This window comes from Nocardia cyriacigeorgica GUH-2 (assembly GCF_000284035.1).
Classification (GTDB): domain Bacteria; phylum Actinomycetota; class Actinomycetes; order Mycobacteriales; family Mycobacteriaceae; genus Nocardia; species Nocardia cyriacigeorgica_B.
On the sequence record NC_016887.1, the window covers coordinates 4,170,220 to 4,186,777 of the forward strand.

17 protein-coding genes are annotated in these 16,558 nt (G+C 69.0%); 10 read left to right on the plus strand and 7 right to left on the minus strand.

What is annotated here, in order from left to right; all coding sequences use genetic code 11:
• Positions 1 to 217 precede the first annotated feature (217 nt).
• Together NOCYR_RS18885 and NOCYR_RS18890 are read left to right on the plus strand one after the other, a co-directional pair.
• Positions 218 to 694 (plus strand): hypothetical protein, encoded by a 477-nt coding sequence (locus tag NOCYR_RS18885; protein WP_014352002.1) that lies wholly within the window; start codon positions 218 to 220, stop codon positions 692 to 694.
• A complete protein-coding gene (locus NOCYR_RS18890; RefSeq protein ID WP_014352003.1) occupies positions 691 to 1,131 on the plus strand; it encodes a ferritin-like domain-containing protein in 441 nt (146 codons plus the stop codon). The genes NOCYR_RS18885 and NOCYR_RS18890 overlap by 4 nt, the downstream gene beginning before the upstream one ends.
• Positions 1,132 to 1,136: 5 nt before the next feature.
• Here NOCYR_RS18890 and NOCYR_RS18895 read toward each other — a convergent pair whose 3' ends face one another.
• From NOCYR_RS18895 to NOCYR_RS18910, 4 genes are all read right to left on the minus strand, one after another.
• On the minus strand, positions 1,137 to 1,967 hold the full coding sequence (locus tag NOCYR_RS18895) for an NAD(P)H-binding protein (RefSeq protein ID WP_014352004.1): 831 nt from the start codon (positions 1,965 to 1,967) through the stop codon (positions 1,137 to 1,139).
• Between the two features lie 203 nt (positions 1,968 to 2,170).
• A complete protein-coding gene (locus tag NOCYR_RS18900) occupies positions 2,171 to 3,922 on the minus strand; it encodes an acyl-CoA dehydrogenase family protein (RefSeq protein WP_014352005.1) in 1,752 nt (583 codons plus the stop codon).
• A gap of 56 nt (positions 3,923 to 3,978) precedes the next feature.
• A complete protein-coding gene (locus tag NOCYR_RS18905) occupies positions 3,979 to 5,460 on the minus strand; it encodes an FAD-dependent oxidoreductase (RefSeq protein ID WP_014352006.1) in 1,482 nt (493 codons plus the stop codon).
• A gap of 213 nt (positions 5,461 to 5,673) precedes the next feature.
• A complete protein-coding gene (locus tag NOCYR_RS18910) occupies positions 5,674 to 7,431 on the minus strand; it encodes a proline--tRNA ligase (RefSeq protein WP_014352007.1) in 1,758 nt (585 codons plus the stop codon).
• On the opposite strand from NOCYR_RS18910, the gene NOCYR_RS29350 reads away from it, so the two are divergent.
• The 7 genes from NOCYR_RS29350 to NOCYR_RS18940 all read left to right on the plus strand — a co-directional run bounded on the left by NOCYR_RS29350 (position 7,424) and on the right by NOCYR_RS18940 (position 12,089).
• Positions 7,424 to 7,630: a hypothetical protein gene (locus tag NOCYR_RS29350; RefSeq protein WP_148280685.1), complete on the plus strand. Its 207-nt coding sequence runs from the start codon at positions 7,424 to 7,426 to the stop codon at positions 7,628 to 7,630. The genes NOCYR_RS18910 and NOCYR_RS29350 overlap by 8 nt on opposite strands.
• A 126-nt stretch (positions 7,631 to 7,756) precedes the next feature.
• Complete coding sequence (ehuB, locus tag NOCYR_RS18915) at positions 7,757 to 8,644, plus strand: ectoine/hydroxyectoine ABC transporter substrate-binding protein EhuB (RefSeq protein ID WP_014352009.1); 888 nt, start codon at positions 7,757 to 7,759, stop codon at positions 8,642 to 8,644.
• 16 nt (positions 8,645 to 8,660) lie between these two features.
• The gene (gene ehuC, locus NOCYR_RS18920; RefSeq protein ID WP_048833520.1) at positions 8,661 to 9,383 is read left to right on the plus strand and encodes an ectoine/hydroxyectoine ABC transporter permease subunit EhuC; all 723 of its coding nucleotides are present in this window, start codon (positions 8,661 to 8,663) and stop codon (positions 9,381 to 9,383) included.
• Positions 9,380 to 10,027, plus strand: coding sequence for an ectoine/hydroxyectoine ABC transporter permease subunit EhuD (gene ehuD, locus NOCYR_RS18925; RefSeq protein ID WP_014352011.1), 648 nt, complete (start codon positions 9,380 to 9,382; stop codon positions 10,025 to 10,027). The genes ehuC and ehuD overlap by 4 nt, the downstream gene beginning before the upstream one ends.
• A gap of 52 nt (positions 10,028 to 10,079) precedes the next feature.
• Positions 10,080 to 10,835, plus strand: a complete 756-nt coding sequence (gene ehuA / locus NOCYR_RS18930) for an ectoine/hydroxyectoine ABC transporter ATP-binding protein EhuA (RefSeq protein ID WP_048833521.1) — start codon at positions 10,080 to 10,082, stop codon at positions 10,833 to 10,835.
• 47 nt (positions 10,836 to 10,882) lie between these two features.
• Positions 10,883 to 11,626, plus strand: coding sequence for a peroxide stress protein YaaA (gene yaaA / locus NOCYR_RS18935; RefSeq protein WP_048834295.1), 744 nt, complete (start codon positions 10,883 to 10,885; stop codon positions 11,624 to 11,626).
• Between the two features lie 46 nt (positions 11,627 to 11,672).
• A complete protein-coding gene (locus tag NOCYR_RS18940) occupies positions 11,673 to 12,089 on the plus strand; it encodes a PPOX class F420-dependent oxidoreductase (RefSeq protein WP_231855962.1) in 417 nt (138 codons plus the stop codon).
• Positions 12,090 to 12,111: 22 nt separating this feature from the next.
• On the opposite strand, the gene NOCYR_RS18945 is transcribed toward NOCYR_RS18940, so the two are convergent.
• Together NOCYR_RS18945 and cobA are read right to left on the minus strand one after the other, a co-directional pair.
• A complete protein-coding gene (locus NOCYR_RS18945) occupies positions 12,112 to 13,596 on the minus strand; it encodes an MFS transporter (RefSeq protein ID WP_048833523.1) in 1,485 nt (494 codons plus the stop codon).
• Between the two features lie 132 nt (positions 13,597 to 13,728).
• Positions 13,729 to 14,979, minus strand: coding sequence for a uroporphyrinogen-III C-methyltransferase (gene cobA / locus NOCYR_RS18950; RefSeq protein ID WP_048833524.1), 1,251 nt, complete (start codon positions 14,977 to 14,979; stop codon positions 13,729 to 13,731).
• 140 nt (positions 14,980 to 15,119) lie between these two features.
• Between cobA and NOCYR_RS18955 the strand changes: the two genes are divergently transcribed.
• The gene (locus NOCYR_RS18955; RefSeq protein ID WP_014352017.1) at positions 15,120 to 15,425 is read left to right on the plus strand and encodes a nitroreductase/quinone reductase family protein; all 306 of its coding nucleotides are present in this window, start codon (positions 15,120 to 15,122) and stop codon (positions 15,423 to 15,425) included.
• A gap of 1 nt (position 15,426) precedes the next feature.
• On the opposite strand, the gene NOCYR_RS18960 is transcribed toward NOCYR_RS18955, so the two are convergent.
• Positions 15,427 to 16,557 (minus strand): DUF7064 domain-containing protein, encoded by a 1,131-nt coding sequence (locus NOCYR_RS18960; RefSeq protein WP_048834296.1) that lies wholly within the window; start codon positions 16,555 to 16,557, stop codon positions 15,427 to 15,429.
• Position 16,558 lies beyond the last annotated feature (1 nt).

Sequence of the window (16,558 nt, forward strand, 5' to 3'; positions counted from 1 at the left end):
ACGATCGGCCACAAGCAAGTTTCCGCAGCGCGCGGGGCCGAGACCGGTCGCCGCGACGCCCGGTGCGCCGGCCGACCAGGGGATCGCGTCGGCCTTGCGTGGTCCGCGCACGCGCGTCTGGCACGATAGTGCGGTGCCCAACCGCCTTCCCATCCGGTCCGAGGCCGGGTGTATTTCCGGCATACCGATCGCTCGGCACGATTCCCGCTTCCGCCCGGTGAACCGGCGCACCGCGTTGCGGCTGGCCGGCGCCGGCGTGGTCGGTGCCGCCGCGCTGGCCGCGGCCACCGGCTGCGCGCAGGAGTCCGAGCTCGAACCCGATCCGCTTCTCGCACAAGAACTTCTCGCGCGCACCGACGCCGCCGCGGCCACCGCCGCCGTCGCCGTGGAGCCGCAGCGCCACGGCGCGCTGACGCTGATCGCCGCCGAACGCACCGCGCACGCCGAGGCGCTGCGCACCGAGATCGACCGGCTCGTCGGCGTGTACGGCGACGGCACCGTGCCGAGCCGGCGTCAGCCCGAGGTGACCGTCGCGCCCGCCGCCCCGGTCGACGCCGCAACCTTGCGCGATCAGCTCACTGCCGCGCAGCGGTCGGCGGCCGATCTCGCGCGCACCCAGTCCGGCTACCGGGCGGGGCTGCTGGCCTCGATCAGCGCCGCTTGCGCGGTGCACGCGGGGGTGCTGCTGGCATGAGCATGACCGAATCCGAACGCCGCGCCCTGCTCGACGCACTCGGCGCCGAACACGCCGCCGTCTACGCCTACGGCCTGATCGCGGCCTACGCCTCCCCCGAACGCGACCAGGTGGTGGCCGAGCACACCGCCGCCCACCGGGCCCGGCGCGACAGCACCATCGATGCGATCGAGGCGGCGGGTATCACCGCACCCCCGCCGGATGCCGCCTACACCATGCCGTTCCCGGTGACCGATCCGGTCGCCGCCGCGCGCCTGGCCGCCACCGTGGAGTCCGATACCGCCGCGGCGTGGCGTTCGGTGGTCGAACAGGGTGAGTCGGAGGCCGTGCGCCGCATGGGGGTGGATGCGCTCACCGAATGCGCGCTGCGCCTTACGGTCTGGCAGTCCATTCTCGGTATGTCGCCGCCGACGACAGCGTTCCCCGGTCAGCCGTAGCCCCGTCAGCGTCCCGGGGCGGGCTGGACTCCGAAAACGGCGGCGTTGTCCTTCGCCCATTGGGCGAAGGTGATGGCGGGACGGCCGGTGAGCTGTTCGACACTCTCGGTCGGGGCGGTCGGGTTCTCCTCACCGCCGCCGAGCACGTTGTCGACATACCATTCGGCGGTATCGCCCATGCTCGGCGTCAGCGCCACCACCGCTTCGTCGCGGGAGACCTGGCGGAACTCGATGTCCCGCCCCAGTGCTATGCCGAGCTGACGCACCAACTCTCGCCTGGTCAGGATTTCGGGGCCGGCCAGCCAGTGCGCCTTGCCGATATGGGCATCGGGTTCCAGTAGCGCGACCGCGGCGACGGCGGCGATATCGTCCATCGCGATCGGCGCACTGGCGATATCGGGATACGGTTCCCGCACGGCGCCGGTATCGCGGATCTGCTGGGCCCAGGTCAGGGTGTTTTCCATGAAGTCACCGGGCCACAGATGCGTCCAGGCCGTGCCACTGGCCTCGACCGCGGCGGTCACACTCCCCCACCAGCTCTCCGGTTCGCCGGACAGATCGACCACGTGTCGCACGCCCGCCGCCCGCGCGAGCTCCAGCACCTCGCCGACGGTCTCGGCGGCCGGTGCGAGGTACAGGCTGTCCACACCCTCCAGAGCGGCGGGCAAGGTCTCGATCCGCCGCAGATATCCGTGCGCCACTTCGACTTCCGGAGGCAAGGCGGCCTTGGCCGGGTTGGTGGTCAGGGCGCGCACCCCTGTCGCTCCCCGTGTCAGTAGGTGATCCACGACCTTCCGGCCGATATTGCCCGTCGCACCGGTCACCAGGATCGTCACCGCATGTCCTCCCTGATCGAATGAGCCCGCTCAGCCATTCTTGCCAGGGTTCACCGGCACGCGCACATGGCAATTTTCCCGCGGCCATGAGCACGCCCCGCCTGGTATCGCTGGGCGGGGCGTGCTGAGGCGGCGTTCGGGTGCCGGCCGTTCCGGATTCGCGGGAACCTCGCCGACGAAACGCGGTCAGGAAGCCGGTGCGGTCAGGGATGCATCGCGTAGGCGCCGTCGTAGGAGGCGACCTCGCTCCATACCCGGTCGAAGCGGTCCCGGTCGGCCGCCGGGGTGCGCAGTGCGCCGAGGGCCCACTGCTGCTGGGCTTCGGTGGCAGAGGGCTTGCCGTAGAGGGTGGTGGCGTAGGTGTTGAAGTCGCGGATCTGGAAATCGAAGATCTGGGCCAGCAGATCGGGGTTCAGGCCGGTGATGGCGGCCTGCTCGAGGATCAGCTGTCCGTAGACCACCAGCGAGAACAGGTGGCCGACGGTGAGCATGAAGTCCAGGTCACGCTGCTGATCGGCGTCGGGGGCCGCGGTGGTGAGCAGGGTGCGCAGGGCCTGGGCCTGCTCGTAGAAGCGGGCGACATTGGCGATGTCGGTGTGCTTGTCGTAGACCTGGGTCCAGTCGGCGAACTGCACCTTGCCCGCACCGCGCGCCGGGCCCTGATGCCAGAAGAACTCGTCGTCGGCGGCATCGAGGCGGGTGCCGATCTCCGGATAGTCCTTCGGGTTGAACAGGTAGTTCGGCATGAACTTCAGGATCTGGCCGACATTGACGTGCACGGTGCCCTCGAGCCGGGGCAGGGTGTTGATCAGCCGGGCGACCTGCGCGAAGTAGGTGTTCTTCTCGAAACCCTTGGCCGCCAGCACATCCAGCAGCAGCGTCATCACGACCTCGCCCTCGGAGGTCACCTTCGACTTGGTCATCGGGTTGAACAGCAGGTAGCGGCGGTCGTCGAGGCTCGCGCTGCGGAAGTAGTCGACGGCGCGGTCGCTGAACAGCTTCATCGCCACGATGCGGGCGTAGGCGTCGACGAAATTGGTGCGCACATGCGGGAAGTCGGTGACCGGGTTGCCGTAGAGGATCCGGTTGTTGGCGTGGGTGATCGCCTCGTAGAACGAATGCTCGACCATGCCGATGCCGCCGTGGCACAGGTTGAATTTGCCCACGTTGACGGTGTTGAGCGCGGCGCTGAAGGCTTCCGGCCCGGTGTGCAGGATGTCCTCGGCACGCACCGGGTAGTTCTCCAGCCGGAAGGTGCTCACATACATCTGCTGGCGCACCACATTGCCGAGCAGGTGGTAGTTCTCGTGCCTGCTGTCGGCGGCGAACCAGACGTAGCCGTCGGCGCCGTCGATGTCGGCGCGCCGGGAGAACACCGAGACCATGCTCGCGACATTGCCGTTGCCGATGTAGTACTTCTCGCCATTGGCGCGGAACAGGATGCCGGCCTCGGCGTCGGCGCTGCCCGGCTCGGTCGGGGTGAGCACCAGATCGGTGTTGTAGATGTCGGCGCCGTGTTCGCGCTCGGACAGCCCGAACGCCATCACCTCACCGGCGTCCAGATCGCGGGCCGCGCGCTGCTTGGCGGCCTCGTTGTCGCTCTGCCAGATCGGGCCGAGACCGAGGATGGTGACCTGTTCGGCGTACCAGTAGGCCAGGCCGTAGAAACCGAAGATCTCCGACAGCGCGGCATTGCGGGCGGCGTCCCAGCGGCGGTTCGGGTCGCCGTCGGCGTAGGCCGACGGGGTGAGGAAGGTCGCGAACAGCTTCTCCCGCTTGACGAACTCCAGGAAGTCGGCGGTGAACACCGCGTCGTCGTCATCGGCCAGCAGCTGCTTCTTGCCACGCTGCTCGAACCAGTCGATGGTCGCCCGCAGCAGCCGACGCGTCTCGGCATCGAAATGCTGCGGATCGTAGGTGGCCGGGTTGAACAGCAGCGCGTCAGAGCTCGTCATGGCCGTCAACCTACCAGTGGGTAGCCCACTTTCAGCGGCCTGACCAGCCCATTCCCTTACGTAACCGTAGGTTCGCCGCTCAGCAGGCGGGGTTGCCGCCCGGGTGCCCCGGCGGCGCGGGCGGCGGCCTCCCGGCCCGCGACGCGGCCGAAGGCCAGGGCGTCGGCGATGTGGAATCCGCCGTCCTTGGCCCAGCTGTAGGTCGAGCTCACCTCACCGGCGGCATACAGGCCGTCGATCGCGTCGCCGGATACGTCGAGCACCCGGGATCGTCCATCACGGCGCGGGCCGCCGTTGCTCCACCCGAGCAGCGGCGCGACGTCGAGGACGTAGAAGGGGGGTTGCGATACCGGCGCGAGGGTCTTCGGGGCGCGGCCGAAGCTGTCGTCGCGACCGTATTCGCAGGCCTTGTTGTAGCGGGCGACGGTGCCCTCCAGTGTTGCCGGGTCGACGCCGATGAGGCCGGCGAGTTCGGCGATCGAATCCGCGCGCCGGATCAGGCCGCGCTCGATCTCGGCGCTGTTGTCGGCGCTCCAGGTGAAGTTCTCCATCAGCAGCTTCCAGCCCACCGGCAGCACCTCGCGGCTGGGGCTGAGCGGTCCGGCCGTGCGCATCCGCTCGTCGAAGATCAGGTGGAACGGGCGCAGCGGGAACAGTTCCAGCGCACCGTTGCGGTAGATGTGGCCGTGCCGGTTCTCGGCGGTTTCGTCGACGAACCGCCGCCCGTCCGGGCCCACGAACAGGTAGTGGTGGGCGGCCCACAGCGCGAGGAAGGCACCCGGCCCGTCGTCGATGCGCACGCCGGTGATCGTCATCATGTTGCCCATATGCCAGAGGTCGGCGCCGAGGCGCTGGGCCATGCGGTGGCCGTCGCCGGTGCTGTGCGGCGATCCCCAGATCGGGGCATCGCTGAGCCCCAGGTAATCGCGGACCATCTCGGAGTTCGCGGCGAAACCGCCGGTCGCCAGCACCACCCCGCCCAGTGCGCGGATCCGCCGACCATCGGCGGTGCGCACCCCGGCCACCGCCCCGGACTCGGTGAGCAGTTCCTCGGCCGGCGTCGAGAACCGCACCTCGATGCCGCGTTCGGTGAGCGCGCCGAGCAGGAAGTCGTAGAGCAGGAAGTTGCCCATCCGCGCGCCGACGGTATCCATGCCCGCATAGCAGTCGCTGCCGTCGAGGCTCAGATATTCGGCCTCGGTGTGGTATTGCGCGCTCGGCCCCACCTCGGCACCCAGCGCGCGCAGCCACTCGGAGTTGAGCGCGGTTTCCCGCGCCCAGGTGGCGATGACGTCGTCGGCGACCGGGTAGGGCCCGCACAGCGATCGCAGGAAGACCTCGGCCCGCCGCGGATCACGATTGATGAACCACCCCGCCCCGGAGACCCTGGTGTTGCCGCCCGCCGTCGCCGGATCCGCTTTCTCCAGCACCACGACCCGCGCACCCGCTGCCTGCGCACTCAGCGCCGCGGCGGCCCCGGCCGCTCCGACCCCGAGGACCACCACGTCGAATTCCTCGTCGAACCGCACGGCACCCATAGCGAATTCCTTTCCACAGCCGGTGGTCTCATCCCGAGTCCACGGGCCATGGTGCTGGGCGAGGCGACGGGTTGTCCCCGCGCATCCCTCTGAGCGGGAACTGCTGTGCCGGCTCGGCGAACTCACACACCGCACATGGCCGACGCGGTGTGCTCCAGCTACGCCGACGCCCCCGGTCCGAGTCGGAGCCGGGGGCGTAGGCAGTGCGTCATATCAGCGACGGATCTTGGCGAGCACCGCGTCTACGGCGGAATCGGCCGCGATCTCCTCCGATTCGCCGGTGAACCGGTTGCGCAGTTCGACCGTGCCGTCGGCCCAGCCGCGGCCGATGACGAGCACCCACGGCATGCCGAGCAGTTCGGCGTCCTTGAACTTCACGCCCGGCGAGGCGGTGCGGTCGTCGAACAGGACATCCAGGCCCTGCGCGTCGAGCCCGGCGACGACGGCCTCGGCGCCGTCGCGGGCGGCGGCGTCCTTGTTCGCGATGACGACGTGGATGTCGAACGGCGCGGCCGATGCGGGCCAGCGCAGGCCCTTGTCGTCGTGCTGCTGTTCGGCGATCACCGCGACCATGCGGGAGACGCCGATGCCGTAGGAGCCCATGACCAGGCGTACCGGCTTGCCGTTCTCGCCCAGCACATCGACTTCGAAGGCGTCGGTGTACTTGTAGCCGAGCTGGAAGATGTGGCCGATCTCGATGCCGCGCGCCGAGACCAGGGTGCCGCGGCCGTCGGGCGAGGGGTCGCCGTCGCGCACCTCGGCGGCTTCGATGGTGCCGTCGGGGGTGAAGTCACGACCGGCCACCAGGCCGACCACATGCTTGCCCGGCTCGTCGGCGCCGGTGATCCACGCGGTGCCTGCCACCACGCGCGGGTCGACCAGGTAGCGGATGCCGTTGGCTTGCAGTGCCTTCGGACCGATGTAGCCCTTGACCAGGAAGGGGTTGGCAGCGAAGTCGGCGTCGGTGAGCAGCTCGACCTCGGCCGGTTCCACCGAGGCACCCAGGCGCTTGTCGTCGACCTCGCGGTCGCCGGGGATGCCGACGCCGACGATCTCGGTCTTGCCGTCCGGGTGCCGCAGCTTGACCATGACGTTCTTGAGGGTGTCGGCCGCGGTGACCGGGCGGCCGTAGCGTTCGGCGAGGCCGGTGCCGTTGGCCCAGTCGACCAGGGTCGCGATGGTGGGGGTGTCGGGGGTGTCGTGGACGACGGCCTCCGGCAGTCCTTCGATGGGCAGCGGTTCGGGCGCGGGGGTGACCACGGCCTCCACGTTCGCGGCGTACCCGGACTCGGGGCAGCGCACGTAGGTGTCCTCACCGACGGGGCTGTCGGCCAGGAACTCCTCGGACGCGCTGCCGCCCATGGCGCCGGAGGTGGCGGCGACGATGACGTACTTGACGCCCAGCCGGCTGAAAATGCGCTGGTAGGCCTCACGGTGGGCGTTGTAGCTGGCCTTGAGGCCGTCCTCGTCGAGGTCGAAGGAGTAGGAGTCCTTCATGACGAATTCGCGCCCACGCAGGATGCCGGCCCGCGGCCGCTCCTCGTCGCGGTACTTGTCCTGGATCTGGTAGAGCGTGACCGGCAGATCCTTGTAGGAGTTGTATTCGCCCTTGACGGTGAGTGCGAACAGCTCCTCATGGGTGGGGCCGAGCAGGTAGTCCGCGCCCTTGCGGTCCTTCAGCCGGAACAGCGCGTCGCCGTATTCGGTCCACCGGTTGGTGGTCTCGTAGGGATCGCGCGGCAACAGCGCGGGCAGCGAGATCTCCTGGGCGCCGATCGCGTCCATCTCCTCGCGCACCACCTGCTCCACCTTGCGCAGCACCCGCAGGCCCAGCGGCAGCCACGAGTAGACGCCCGGGGCGACGCGGCGCACGTATCCGGCGCGCACCAATAGCTTGTGGCTCGGCACCTCGGCGTCGGCGGGATCGTCTCGCAGGGTGCGCAGGAACAGGCGGGAGAGGCGGGTGATCACGGATGCACAGGGTAGTCGCTGGTCCACGGCCGATGACACCGGATTACCGGTTCGCGGCCCGGCGGTGATCCGCGCGGGCACCGAATCGATCTCGGCACACGAACAGGAAATTGAATTACCCATATCCGGAGACCGTCAAACTTTAGATCACAAAAATATGAATTCCGCCATGCGAATTATGCGTGCTGAATATTGTTGAGGAGCCGCGATACCGGCACATATAACCACATAAAGGGCCGCTGACCTGCGGGGGTGTCGATAACTCGGTCCGCCCCGATCATCTCCGCGAAACGATGGCCAGCCACCCCTGTCGAAAGGTGAGGCAGTGGTCGACACACACCGGAGAATCATTCGCTGGGCTGCGGCGTTCGCCGCGGCCGCGCTGTCGGCGGCGACGCTGGCCGGCTGCACCAAGACCGATACCGCCGGCGAGGGCGAGCTGCTGCGAACGTTGCAGGACAGCGGCACCATCACCGTCGGCTTCGCCGGCGAGGCGCCGTACTCCTTCGAGCAGGACAAGCAGTTGACCGGCGCGACCGTCGCGCTACACCGGGAGATCTTCAAGAATCTGGGCATCGACACCGTCGACGGCGTGCAGACCGAGTTCGGCGCGCTCATCCCCGGCTTGCAGGCCCGGCGCTTCGACGCGGTGAGCGCGGGCATGTCGATCCTGCCGCAGCGCTGTGAGCAGGCCGCGTTCAGCGAGCCCGAATTCATGTACACCACCGCGCTGATGGTGAAGTCCGGTAACCCGCTGAACCTCACGGATATGCAGTCGGTCAAGGACAGCGGCGCGCGGATGGCCGCCATGACCGGCGCCATCGAATCCGATTACGCCGCCGCCCTCGGCATCGACGCCATGCTGGTGCCCGGCCCGCAGGACGGGCTGGACGCGGTGACCTCCGGCCGCGCGGATGTGTTCGCGCTGACCGCGATCTCGTTGAACTGGTTGAAGAGCCACTCCCCCGGCGCCGACGTCGAGGTCACGCCGTCGTTCGTGGCGGTCATCGACGGCAAACCGCAGATCGGGGCGGGCGGCACCGTCTTCCGCACCGAGAATCCGGATCTGCTGGCCGCCTACAACGCCGAGTTGAAGAAGATCACCTCCGACAAGGAGCGGTACCTGGCGATCGTGGGGCCGTTCGGCTTCACCGAGCGGGAGCTGCCCGACCCGAATCTGACCACCGAACAACTGTGCAAGGGCGAAGTCTGACCGAGCGGGCCGCGTCATGAGCAATATGGACGCCTTGCGCGACGCCCTGCCCGGGATCTGGGACGGCATTCTCGTCACCTTGCAACTCACCCTGGGCGGCGCCGCGCTGGCCTTCCTGATCGCGCTGCTGCTCGGGACCGTGGTGCGGGTGCGCAATCTCGCGCTGCGCGGCGCCTCGCGGGTACTGATCGAATTCTTTCGCGGCACCTCGCTGCTGGTGCAGATCTTCTGGTTGTTCTATGTGCTGCCGCTGTTCGGCTATCAGCTCGAGCCGGTGTTCTGCGGGATCCTGGCGCTGGGCCTCAATTACGGCGCCTACGGAGCCGAGGTGGTTCGCGGTGCGTTGAACGCGGTGCCGCGCACGCAGTGGGAGGCGGCGGTCGCGCTGAACTTCAGCCCGTGGCAGCGGTTGCACCGGGTGCTGTTCCCGCAGGCGTGGGCGCTGATGGTGCCGCCGCTGACGAACCTGCTGATCCACCTGCTCAAAGGCACCGCGGTGGCCTCCTACATCACGTTGCAGGACTTGACCTTCGAGATCGGGAAGCTGCGCCAATCCACCGGTGACACCCTGTTCGCCTTCGGCGTCGGCCTGCTGATCTATTTCGTGCTGGCCTATGTGCTGACGGTGCTGATGAACCTGGTGGAGACCCGCGCCAAGAGCAAGCTCGGCCGCGGGCCGACGCTGAAGGAAATGCTGCGGCTCGCCCCGGACGAGCCGGTCGAGGCGGTGGCGCGATGACCGTCGAATGGAGTTGGGAGCGCGCCAGGGAATCGCTGCCGGTGCTGTGGGACGGATTCGAGATCACCCTGCTGGCCACCGTGATCGGTTTCGCGATCGCGGCGGTGATCGGGCTGGCCATCGCGATCGTGCGGCAGTCGTGTCCGCGCTGGGTGGCGGCGCCGGTGCACGCGGTGGCCGAATTCATCCGGCTCACACCGCTGGTGGTGCAGTTGCTGTTCGCCTACAACCTGCTGCCGCAGTTCTCGGCGTTGCAGATCGGCATCACCGTGCTCGGCATCCACTATTCGAGCTATCTGGCCGAGGTCTACCGGGCCGGGATCGAGGCGGTGCCGGCCGGGCAGTGGGAGGCGGCGCGGGCGTTGTCGCTGCCGCCGTATCGCACCTGGCGGGCGGTGGTGCTGCCGCAGGCCATCCGCGCCAGTGTTCCGGCGCTGGGCACCAATGCGGTGTCGATGTTCAAGGACACCCCGTTCCTGTTCGCCATCTCGGTGGTCGAACTCGTCACCGCGGCCCAGCAGTTCGGCGCGCGTAACTTCCAATACCTGGAGCCGCTGACCTTGGCGGGCGTGTTCTTCCTCATCGCGAGCTACCCGACGTCTGTGCTGATCAGAAGACTGGAGAAGCGCCTTGCCTACTACTGACCCCACCGTCGGCCCCGCGCAGGACCCCACCGTCGGCCCCGACCGGGACGCGATGATCCGCTTCGACAAGGTGGTCAAGCGGTTCGGCAAGCTGGTGGTGCTCGACGACCTCGATTTCACCGTCGGCCGCGGCGAGAAGGTCACTCTGATCGGGCCCTCGGGATCGGGCAAGACCACGATCCTGCGGCTGCTGATGACCCTCGAGCGGGTCAGCGACGGCGTCATCTGGGTGGACGGGCAGCCGCTCACCCACGAACAGCGCGGCGCGAAACTGGTGCCTGCCAAGGAGAAACACCTCCGTGCGGTGCGCAAGAAGATCGGCATGGTGTTCCAGCAGTTCAACCTGTTCCCGAATATGACGGTGCTGGAGAACATCACCGAGGCGCCCGTGCATGTGCTCGGGCGCCCGAAGGATCAGGCCCGCGCGCGGGCGACAGAGCTGCTGGAGATGATCGGGCTCGCCGACAAGGCGCACGCGCACCCCTCCCAGCTGTCCGGCGGGCAGCAGCAGCGCGTCGCGATCGCACGCTGCCTGGCCATGGACCCGAAGGTGATGCTGCTCGACGAGGTGACCTCGGCACTGGACCCGGAACTGGTGGGCGATGTGCTCGACCTGTTGCGCGATATCGCCGAGAGCACCGATATCACCATGCTCATCGTCACCCACGAGATGCGCTTCGCCCGCGATGTGTCCGACCGGGTGATGATGTTCGACGGCGGCCGCGTGGTGGAGCAGGGCCCGCCGCAGCAGTTGTTCGAGGACCCGCACAACGAGCGGACCCGGGCCTTCCTGCGCGCGGTGCGCTGACACCCGGCCGGCAGGTGAGCACCGGCCGCCGATTACCGTTGTCGCTCGTGCTGGTGCTGCTGCCTCCCTCCGAAACCAAGTCCGACGGTGGCTCCGGTGCGCCGCTGGAACTCGGCGAGCTGGCGATGCCGCAGCTCACCGCGGTGCGGGAGCGGCTGCTCGACGAAGTGGTCCGGCTGGCCGGTGACGCGGAGGCCTCGCGCACCGCACTGGGTCTCGGCAAGGGTGCCGACGCCGAGATCGCGCGCAATGCCGCGCTGCGCACCTCCCCCACCCGGCCCGCGCTGGAGCGCTACACCGGTGTGCTCTACGACGCCCTCGACGCGCGCTCGTTCACCAAGGCGCAGCGGGCCAAGGCCTACGCCCGGCTCGGCATCGGCTCGGCGCTGTTCGGTGCCGTGCGCGCCGGAGACCCGATTCCGGCCTACCGGCTCTCCGGCGGATCGAAACTGCCCGGCCTGCCCACCTTGTCGGCGGTCTGGCGCGAGCAGCTGCCCGGCGCGCTGCGCGCCGAGGCGGGTGACGAGCTGGTGATCGATCTGCGGTCGGGCACCTACCAGCAGCTGGGCCGTGTTCCCGGCGCGATCACCGCGAATGTGCTCACCGAGCATCCCGACGGTTCCCGTACCGTCGTCTCGCATTTCAACAAGCATCACAAGGGCCTGCTGGCGCGGGCGCTGGTGCTCACCCGCGCCGAGCCCACCGACATTCGTGGCGTCGCCCGGGTCGCGGCCAAGGCCGGGCTGCGCACCGAGATCGCCTCGCCCACCGAACTTCTCATCATCACCTGACCGCTGCGCCGGAATGCGCCGGCGGACCGAGGTGTTGGCGACTGTTGTGAGCACAACTACAGCCGCATTGTCCGATGACCTGAAGAAGTACCTGGACGAGGAGCGGGTCTACGCCACCGTCGCGACCGTCGGCAAGGACGGGCATCCGCATCTGACCGTCGTCTGGCTCGAGCGCGACGGCGACGAGCTGATCTTCTCCACCACCGTCGGCCGGGTACAGGGCCGCAATATCCAGCGCGACCCGCGGGTGACGGTGATGATCAACCCGCCCGACCGGCCCTTCGTCTACGCCGAGATCAAGGGGACGGCCACCGTCACCCCGGACCCGGAGCGGGCGCTGCCGGACAAGCTGTCGCTGAAGTACACGGGCAAGACCTACCGGGAGTTCAACCCGGCCTGGGTGCACGATGCCGAGCGGATCACCGTGCGGGTCGCACCGCACAAGGTGGTCGGCCGGCTCTGAACCGGCTACCGGACTGCCGCGCTCAGGCCTGCTGAGCCTCTTCCTGAGCGTGCTGCGCCTGCGCGACTTCCTGCGGGGTGTAGCGCAGGGTGAGCGCGAGCAGCCCGACCAGCAGCGCGCCGATGGCGGCGACGAACAGCACCAGGGTGTAGCCACTGCCGAGCGCGGCGAGTTCGGCGTCGGTCATATCGGCGGGTTTGCCGGTGCGTCCGCCTTCGGACAGAGTCCGTGAGGCGGCCAGCGGGGTGAGCAGGCCGATGGCGATCGGCGTGCCGAGGCTCAGGAACATCTGGCCGATCGCCGACAGCGGACCGATCTCGTCCTGCGGCACTCCGACCAGCACGCACAGCGGGATGAGCACAATGGCCAAGCCCATGCCGAAACCGATCACCAGGAACAGGCTGAGCAGCGTCGGCACATAGCTGACGTCACCGTCGAGGGTGGAGCCGAATCCCAGCCCCGCGACCAGCACCACGGCCGCGCCGCTGAGCAGCCAGCGCGGCGCGACCATCATGGCCAGCTTGGACGAGACCGCACCGCCGATGCCGATCCCGATGGTGAACGGGATGAACGACAACCCCGCCACCAGCGGGCTGTAGCCGACCACGTTCTGCACGAACAGTCCGGCGAAGTAGGTGGTGGCGCCGAGCACGCCGCTGGCCAGCAGGATGATGACGAAGGTGGCGTTGCGGTCGCGGTGGTCGAACAGCGACCACGGCAGCAGCGGGTTGGTCACCGCGCGTTCGGCCAGCACGAACACCACCAGCAACACCACACCGCTGATGAGCGCGCCGATGACGTAGGGGCTGTCCCAGCCGAACTCCGGCCCTTCGGTGGCGCCGAAGACGATCAGCGCGCACGCCAGGGTGCCGAGAATCGCGCCACGGACGTCGAGGGTGAGCCGGTGATGTGTGGTGTCGCGCAAGGCGATCACCGCGCCCAGGATGATGAGCGCGCCGATGGGCACATTGATCAGGAAGATCCAGCGCCAGCTGACCTCGGTGAGCGCACCGCCGATCACCAGCCCGCCGACCGAACCGAGGGCCGCCATCGACCCGAAGATCGCGAAGGCCTGATTGCGCACCGGTCCGGGCGCGAACGTGCTGGCCACCAACGCGAACGCGGTGGGCGCGGCCAGGGCGGCGCCGGTGCCCTGGAAGGCGCGGGCCGCGATGAGCATGCCTTCGTTCTGCGCCAGCCCGCACAGCAGGGAGGCCAGCGTGAACAACGAGACGCCGAGCAGGAACATCTTCCGCCGCCCGAAGGAATCGCCGATGCGGCCGCCGAGCAGCATCAGGCCGGCAAAGGGCAGACCGTAGGCGGTGACCATCCAGGCACTGCCGGAACTGGACAGCCCCATCTCCTCCTGCAACCGCGGCAGCGCCAGGATCACCACGGTGCCGTCGAGCACCACCATGAGCTGGAGTCCGCTCAGGACGAGGATCGCGAGCCCGAAGGCCCGCCGCGTCACGGGGTACTGCGTCGTAGCAGCGGCTTTGTCGAGCACAGGGAGTCACTGTAATCGACGGTCACAAGCACACCGATCGGTACGTCGAGACGGGCCGCTCTCGCATCCCGGCCGAGCGGGCAGCCGCTGCTATTCGGCTGGGTGGTCGCGCGTGCGCTGCGGTATCGGGTGCTATCCCCCGGAGTCCGCCGAGAACGCGGCGGTGGGTCCGATCACCACGATGGCGGGCGGGCGAATACCTTCGGCCCGCACCCGCTCGGCCACGGTCGCCAGATCGGCCCGCAGCACCCGCTGAGTGCGCAGCGTGCCCTCCTGGATGACGGTGGCCGGGGTATCGGCGGGCCGCCCGCCGGCCAGCAGCGCGTCGGCGAACTGCTCGATCCGCTCCACGGCCATCATCAGCACCAGCGTGCCGCGCAGCCGAGCCAACGCGTTCCAGTCGACCAGCGAGTCCGGGTGATCCGGCGCGACATGGCCACTGACCACGACGAATTCATGGGTCACGCCACGATGGGTGACCGGGATCCCGGCGGCCGAGGGCACCGCGATCGGGCTGGTGATGCCCGGCACGACGGTCACCGGCACGCCCGCCGCCACACACGCCTCGACCTCTTCGAAGCCGCGCCCGAAGACGTAGGGGTCGCCGCCCTTGAGCCGCACCACGAACTTGCCGGCCTTGGCGCCCTCCACCAGCGTGGTGTTGATCGCCTCCTGCGCCATGGCCCGCCCGTACGGGATCTTGGCGGCGTCGACGACCTCGACCTCGGGTCCGAGTTCGGCCAGCAGTTCCGGCGGCGCGAGCCGGTCGGCGACGACGAGGTCGGCGCGCGCGAGCAGCCTGCGCCCGCGCACGGTGATCAGGTCGGGGTCGCCGGGGCCGCCGCCGACCAGCGCGACACCGGGCGCGACGGGAGTCGAATCATCGGTCACCACACCCGATTGCAGCGCTTCCAGCAGCGCGTTGCGCACCGCGGCCGACCGCTTGTGCCTACCGCCGGCGAGCACACCGAGAGTCAAGCCGTCGTAGCGGGCGGTGGCGGGGGTGACGGCGGTACCGAGCCGGGCGTTGTCGGCGCGCACGCAGAACACGCGGCGGCGGGCGGCCTCGGCAACGACCGCGGCATTGGTCTCCGGTTCGTCGGTGCAGGCGATCGCGTACCAAGCGCCGTCGAGATCACCGTCGGCGTAGGCGCGCAGGGTGAGCGTCAACTGGCCGGAGGTGGCCATGCCCTCGACCGCCGGCGTGGCCTCCCGGCTGATGACGTGCACGTCGGCGCCCGAGGCGATGAGCAGCCCGAGCCGGCGCTGAGCGACGCTGCCGCCGCCGACGACGACCACCCTCCGCCCCCTCAGATCGAGCCCGACCAGGTAGTTCGGGTCGCCTGCTGGCTGGTCCTCGGATTCGGCTGACGTGTTCGGCACAAGTGTCGAGATTACGGGGCGGGCCGGGCAGCTACCGCAACGACCCGGCCCGTCCTGGTGCGAAGCGCCGCGCGGGAGGCTTCGCCGGGGCTATCGTCGAGCTCATCGGACGGTCACACCCTCGGGTCAGGTGGTGCACGATGAGCGATGACGAGACCACCGGCGATTCGCCGGCACCGGTGGAGGGGCTGCGCAATATCCGCGCCGACCCGAATGTGCGGTTGAAGATCCCGGGCAGGACCAGAGCCGGCGTCGCCAGGGAGATCACCGACCCGGCAGAAGCGGCGCACGCGCGCCGGATCTACACCACGGCGGTGCGGCCGTTCGATTTCGCCGAGTTCCGGTTTCACATCGCCGAGCGGCCGACGCGGGCCAAGATCCAACGCCTGCATCGGCATTGGTTCGACAACGGGATACCCGTCGTCATCGAGCTCGCGCCGGCCTAGCTCAGGGCGCTACGGAGAGGAAGTCCGCGAATCCGGTCGGGTCGTGGCGCCCGATGCTGGCGTGCTCGAACAGGCCCCAGCCTTCGGCATCGCCGCAGCGGGCGTGGGCGACGTGGTCGATGACGCCGTACGGGATGCGCCCCGCCACGGCGGGGTCGGTGAGGTCGTAGCGGTCGGTCGAGGTCCAGGCGCGGCCCTTCCACTGCCCGTGCTGCCAGTCCGGGTCGCCGCCGTAGCCGCAGCCCACGTGCAGTGGGATGTCGGTGACCGTGCGGATCTCCACCTCGAGGGGTTTGCCGTCGGGAGTAGTGAGTTCGATGCGGGCGGCCGTGGGCAGCCGGGTGCCGGAGCGGTAGTCGATGGAAATGCGCGGCCAGCCGAGTTGTTCGGTGCGGCCGTCGGGCCAGACCCGGGTGGCGTCGTTGAGGGTGCGCCGGCCGTCGGGTTCCTCCTGCACGATGACGACGATCGCGAAGTCGTCGAATCGCAAGGGCATGTACAGCCACCAGAATCCGCCCGACGGTTCCGCGGCCGCCCGCCCCGGCAGTTCGGATTCGCCGACCGGCCGGATGCCCCAGGACCGGTCCCTGGTGCCGGTCCACACCGCCGGATCCACGCTGATCTCCCGGCCGTCGACATGCAGTGTCCCCGACCAGGATCCGACCTGGGCGAACCGCGAGGCCTCGATGATCGGGCGATTGCCGTTGAGGATCAGATGCGGCTGCTCCTGCACGGTGGGGAACGCGCCGGTCCAGGTCAGGTCGGCGCCGAGCTCGTCGTGCTCGCACATCACCCGGATCCGCTGCAGCGGTTCGAGTACCTCGATCCGGTAGCCGCCGACCCGCATGTCCAGGCTGCGGTCGCCGAGCGCGTCGGAGAACCGCACCGTGCGCACCGAATCGCCCTCGCGCAAGGCGAGATAGGCGTCGGTCACACCGAGATTCGGGTAGACGCCGAACCCGGTGACCAGCATGGTCGCGCCATCGCGGTTGTGGGCGTTGAAATAGCTGCGGTCGTAGAAGTTGCGGTCGCTGCTGGCCACCCGGGCCAGCGACAGCGGCGTCTGATGGATCGGGAATTCGTCCAGCGGTGCGGGGGACGATCCGGGGACCCGGCCTGGCGCGTCGGTCATG

Excerpts from the sequence above, each read along its gene's own strand:
- ehuA (WP_048833521.1), top strand. The coding sequence starts at position 10,080 with ATGATCCGCTTCGACAAGGTGGTCAAGCGGTTCGGCAAGCTGGTGGTG.
- ehuC (WP_048833520.1), top strand. The coding sequence starts at position 8,661 with ATGAGCAATATGGACGCCTTGCGCGACGCCCTGCCCGGGATCTGGGAC.
- NOCYR_RS18890 (WP_014352003.1), top strand. The coding sequence starts at position 691 with ATGAGCATGACCGAATCCGAACGCCGCGCCCTGCTCGACGCACTCGGC.
- ehuD (WP_014352011.1), top strand. The coding sequence starts at position 9,380 with ATGACCGTCGAATGGAGTTGGGAGCGCGCCAGGGAATCGCTGCCGGTG.
- NOCYR_RS18960 (WP_048834296.1), bottom strand. The coding sequence starts at position 16,557 with ATGACCGACGCGCCAGGCCGGGTCCCCGGATCGTCCCCCGCACCGCTG.
- NOCYR_RS18955 (WP_014352017.1), top strand. The coding sequence starts at position 15,120 with ATGAGCGATGACGAGACCACCGGCGATTCGCCGGCACCGGTGGAGGGG.
- NOCYR_RS18900 (WP_014352005.1), bottom strand. The coding sequence starts at position 3,922 with ATGACGAGCTCTGACGCGCTGCTGTTCAACCCGGCCACCTACGATCCG.
- NOCYR_RS18905 (WP_014352006.1), bottom strand. The coding sequence starts at position 5,460 with ATGGGTGCCGTGCGGTTCGACGAGGAATTCGACGTGGTGGTCCTCGGG.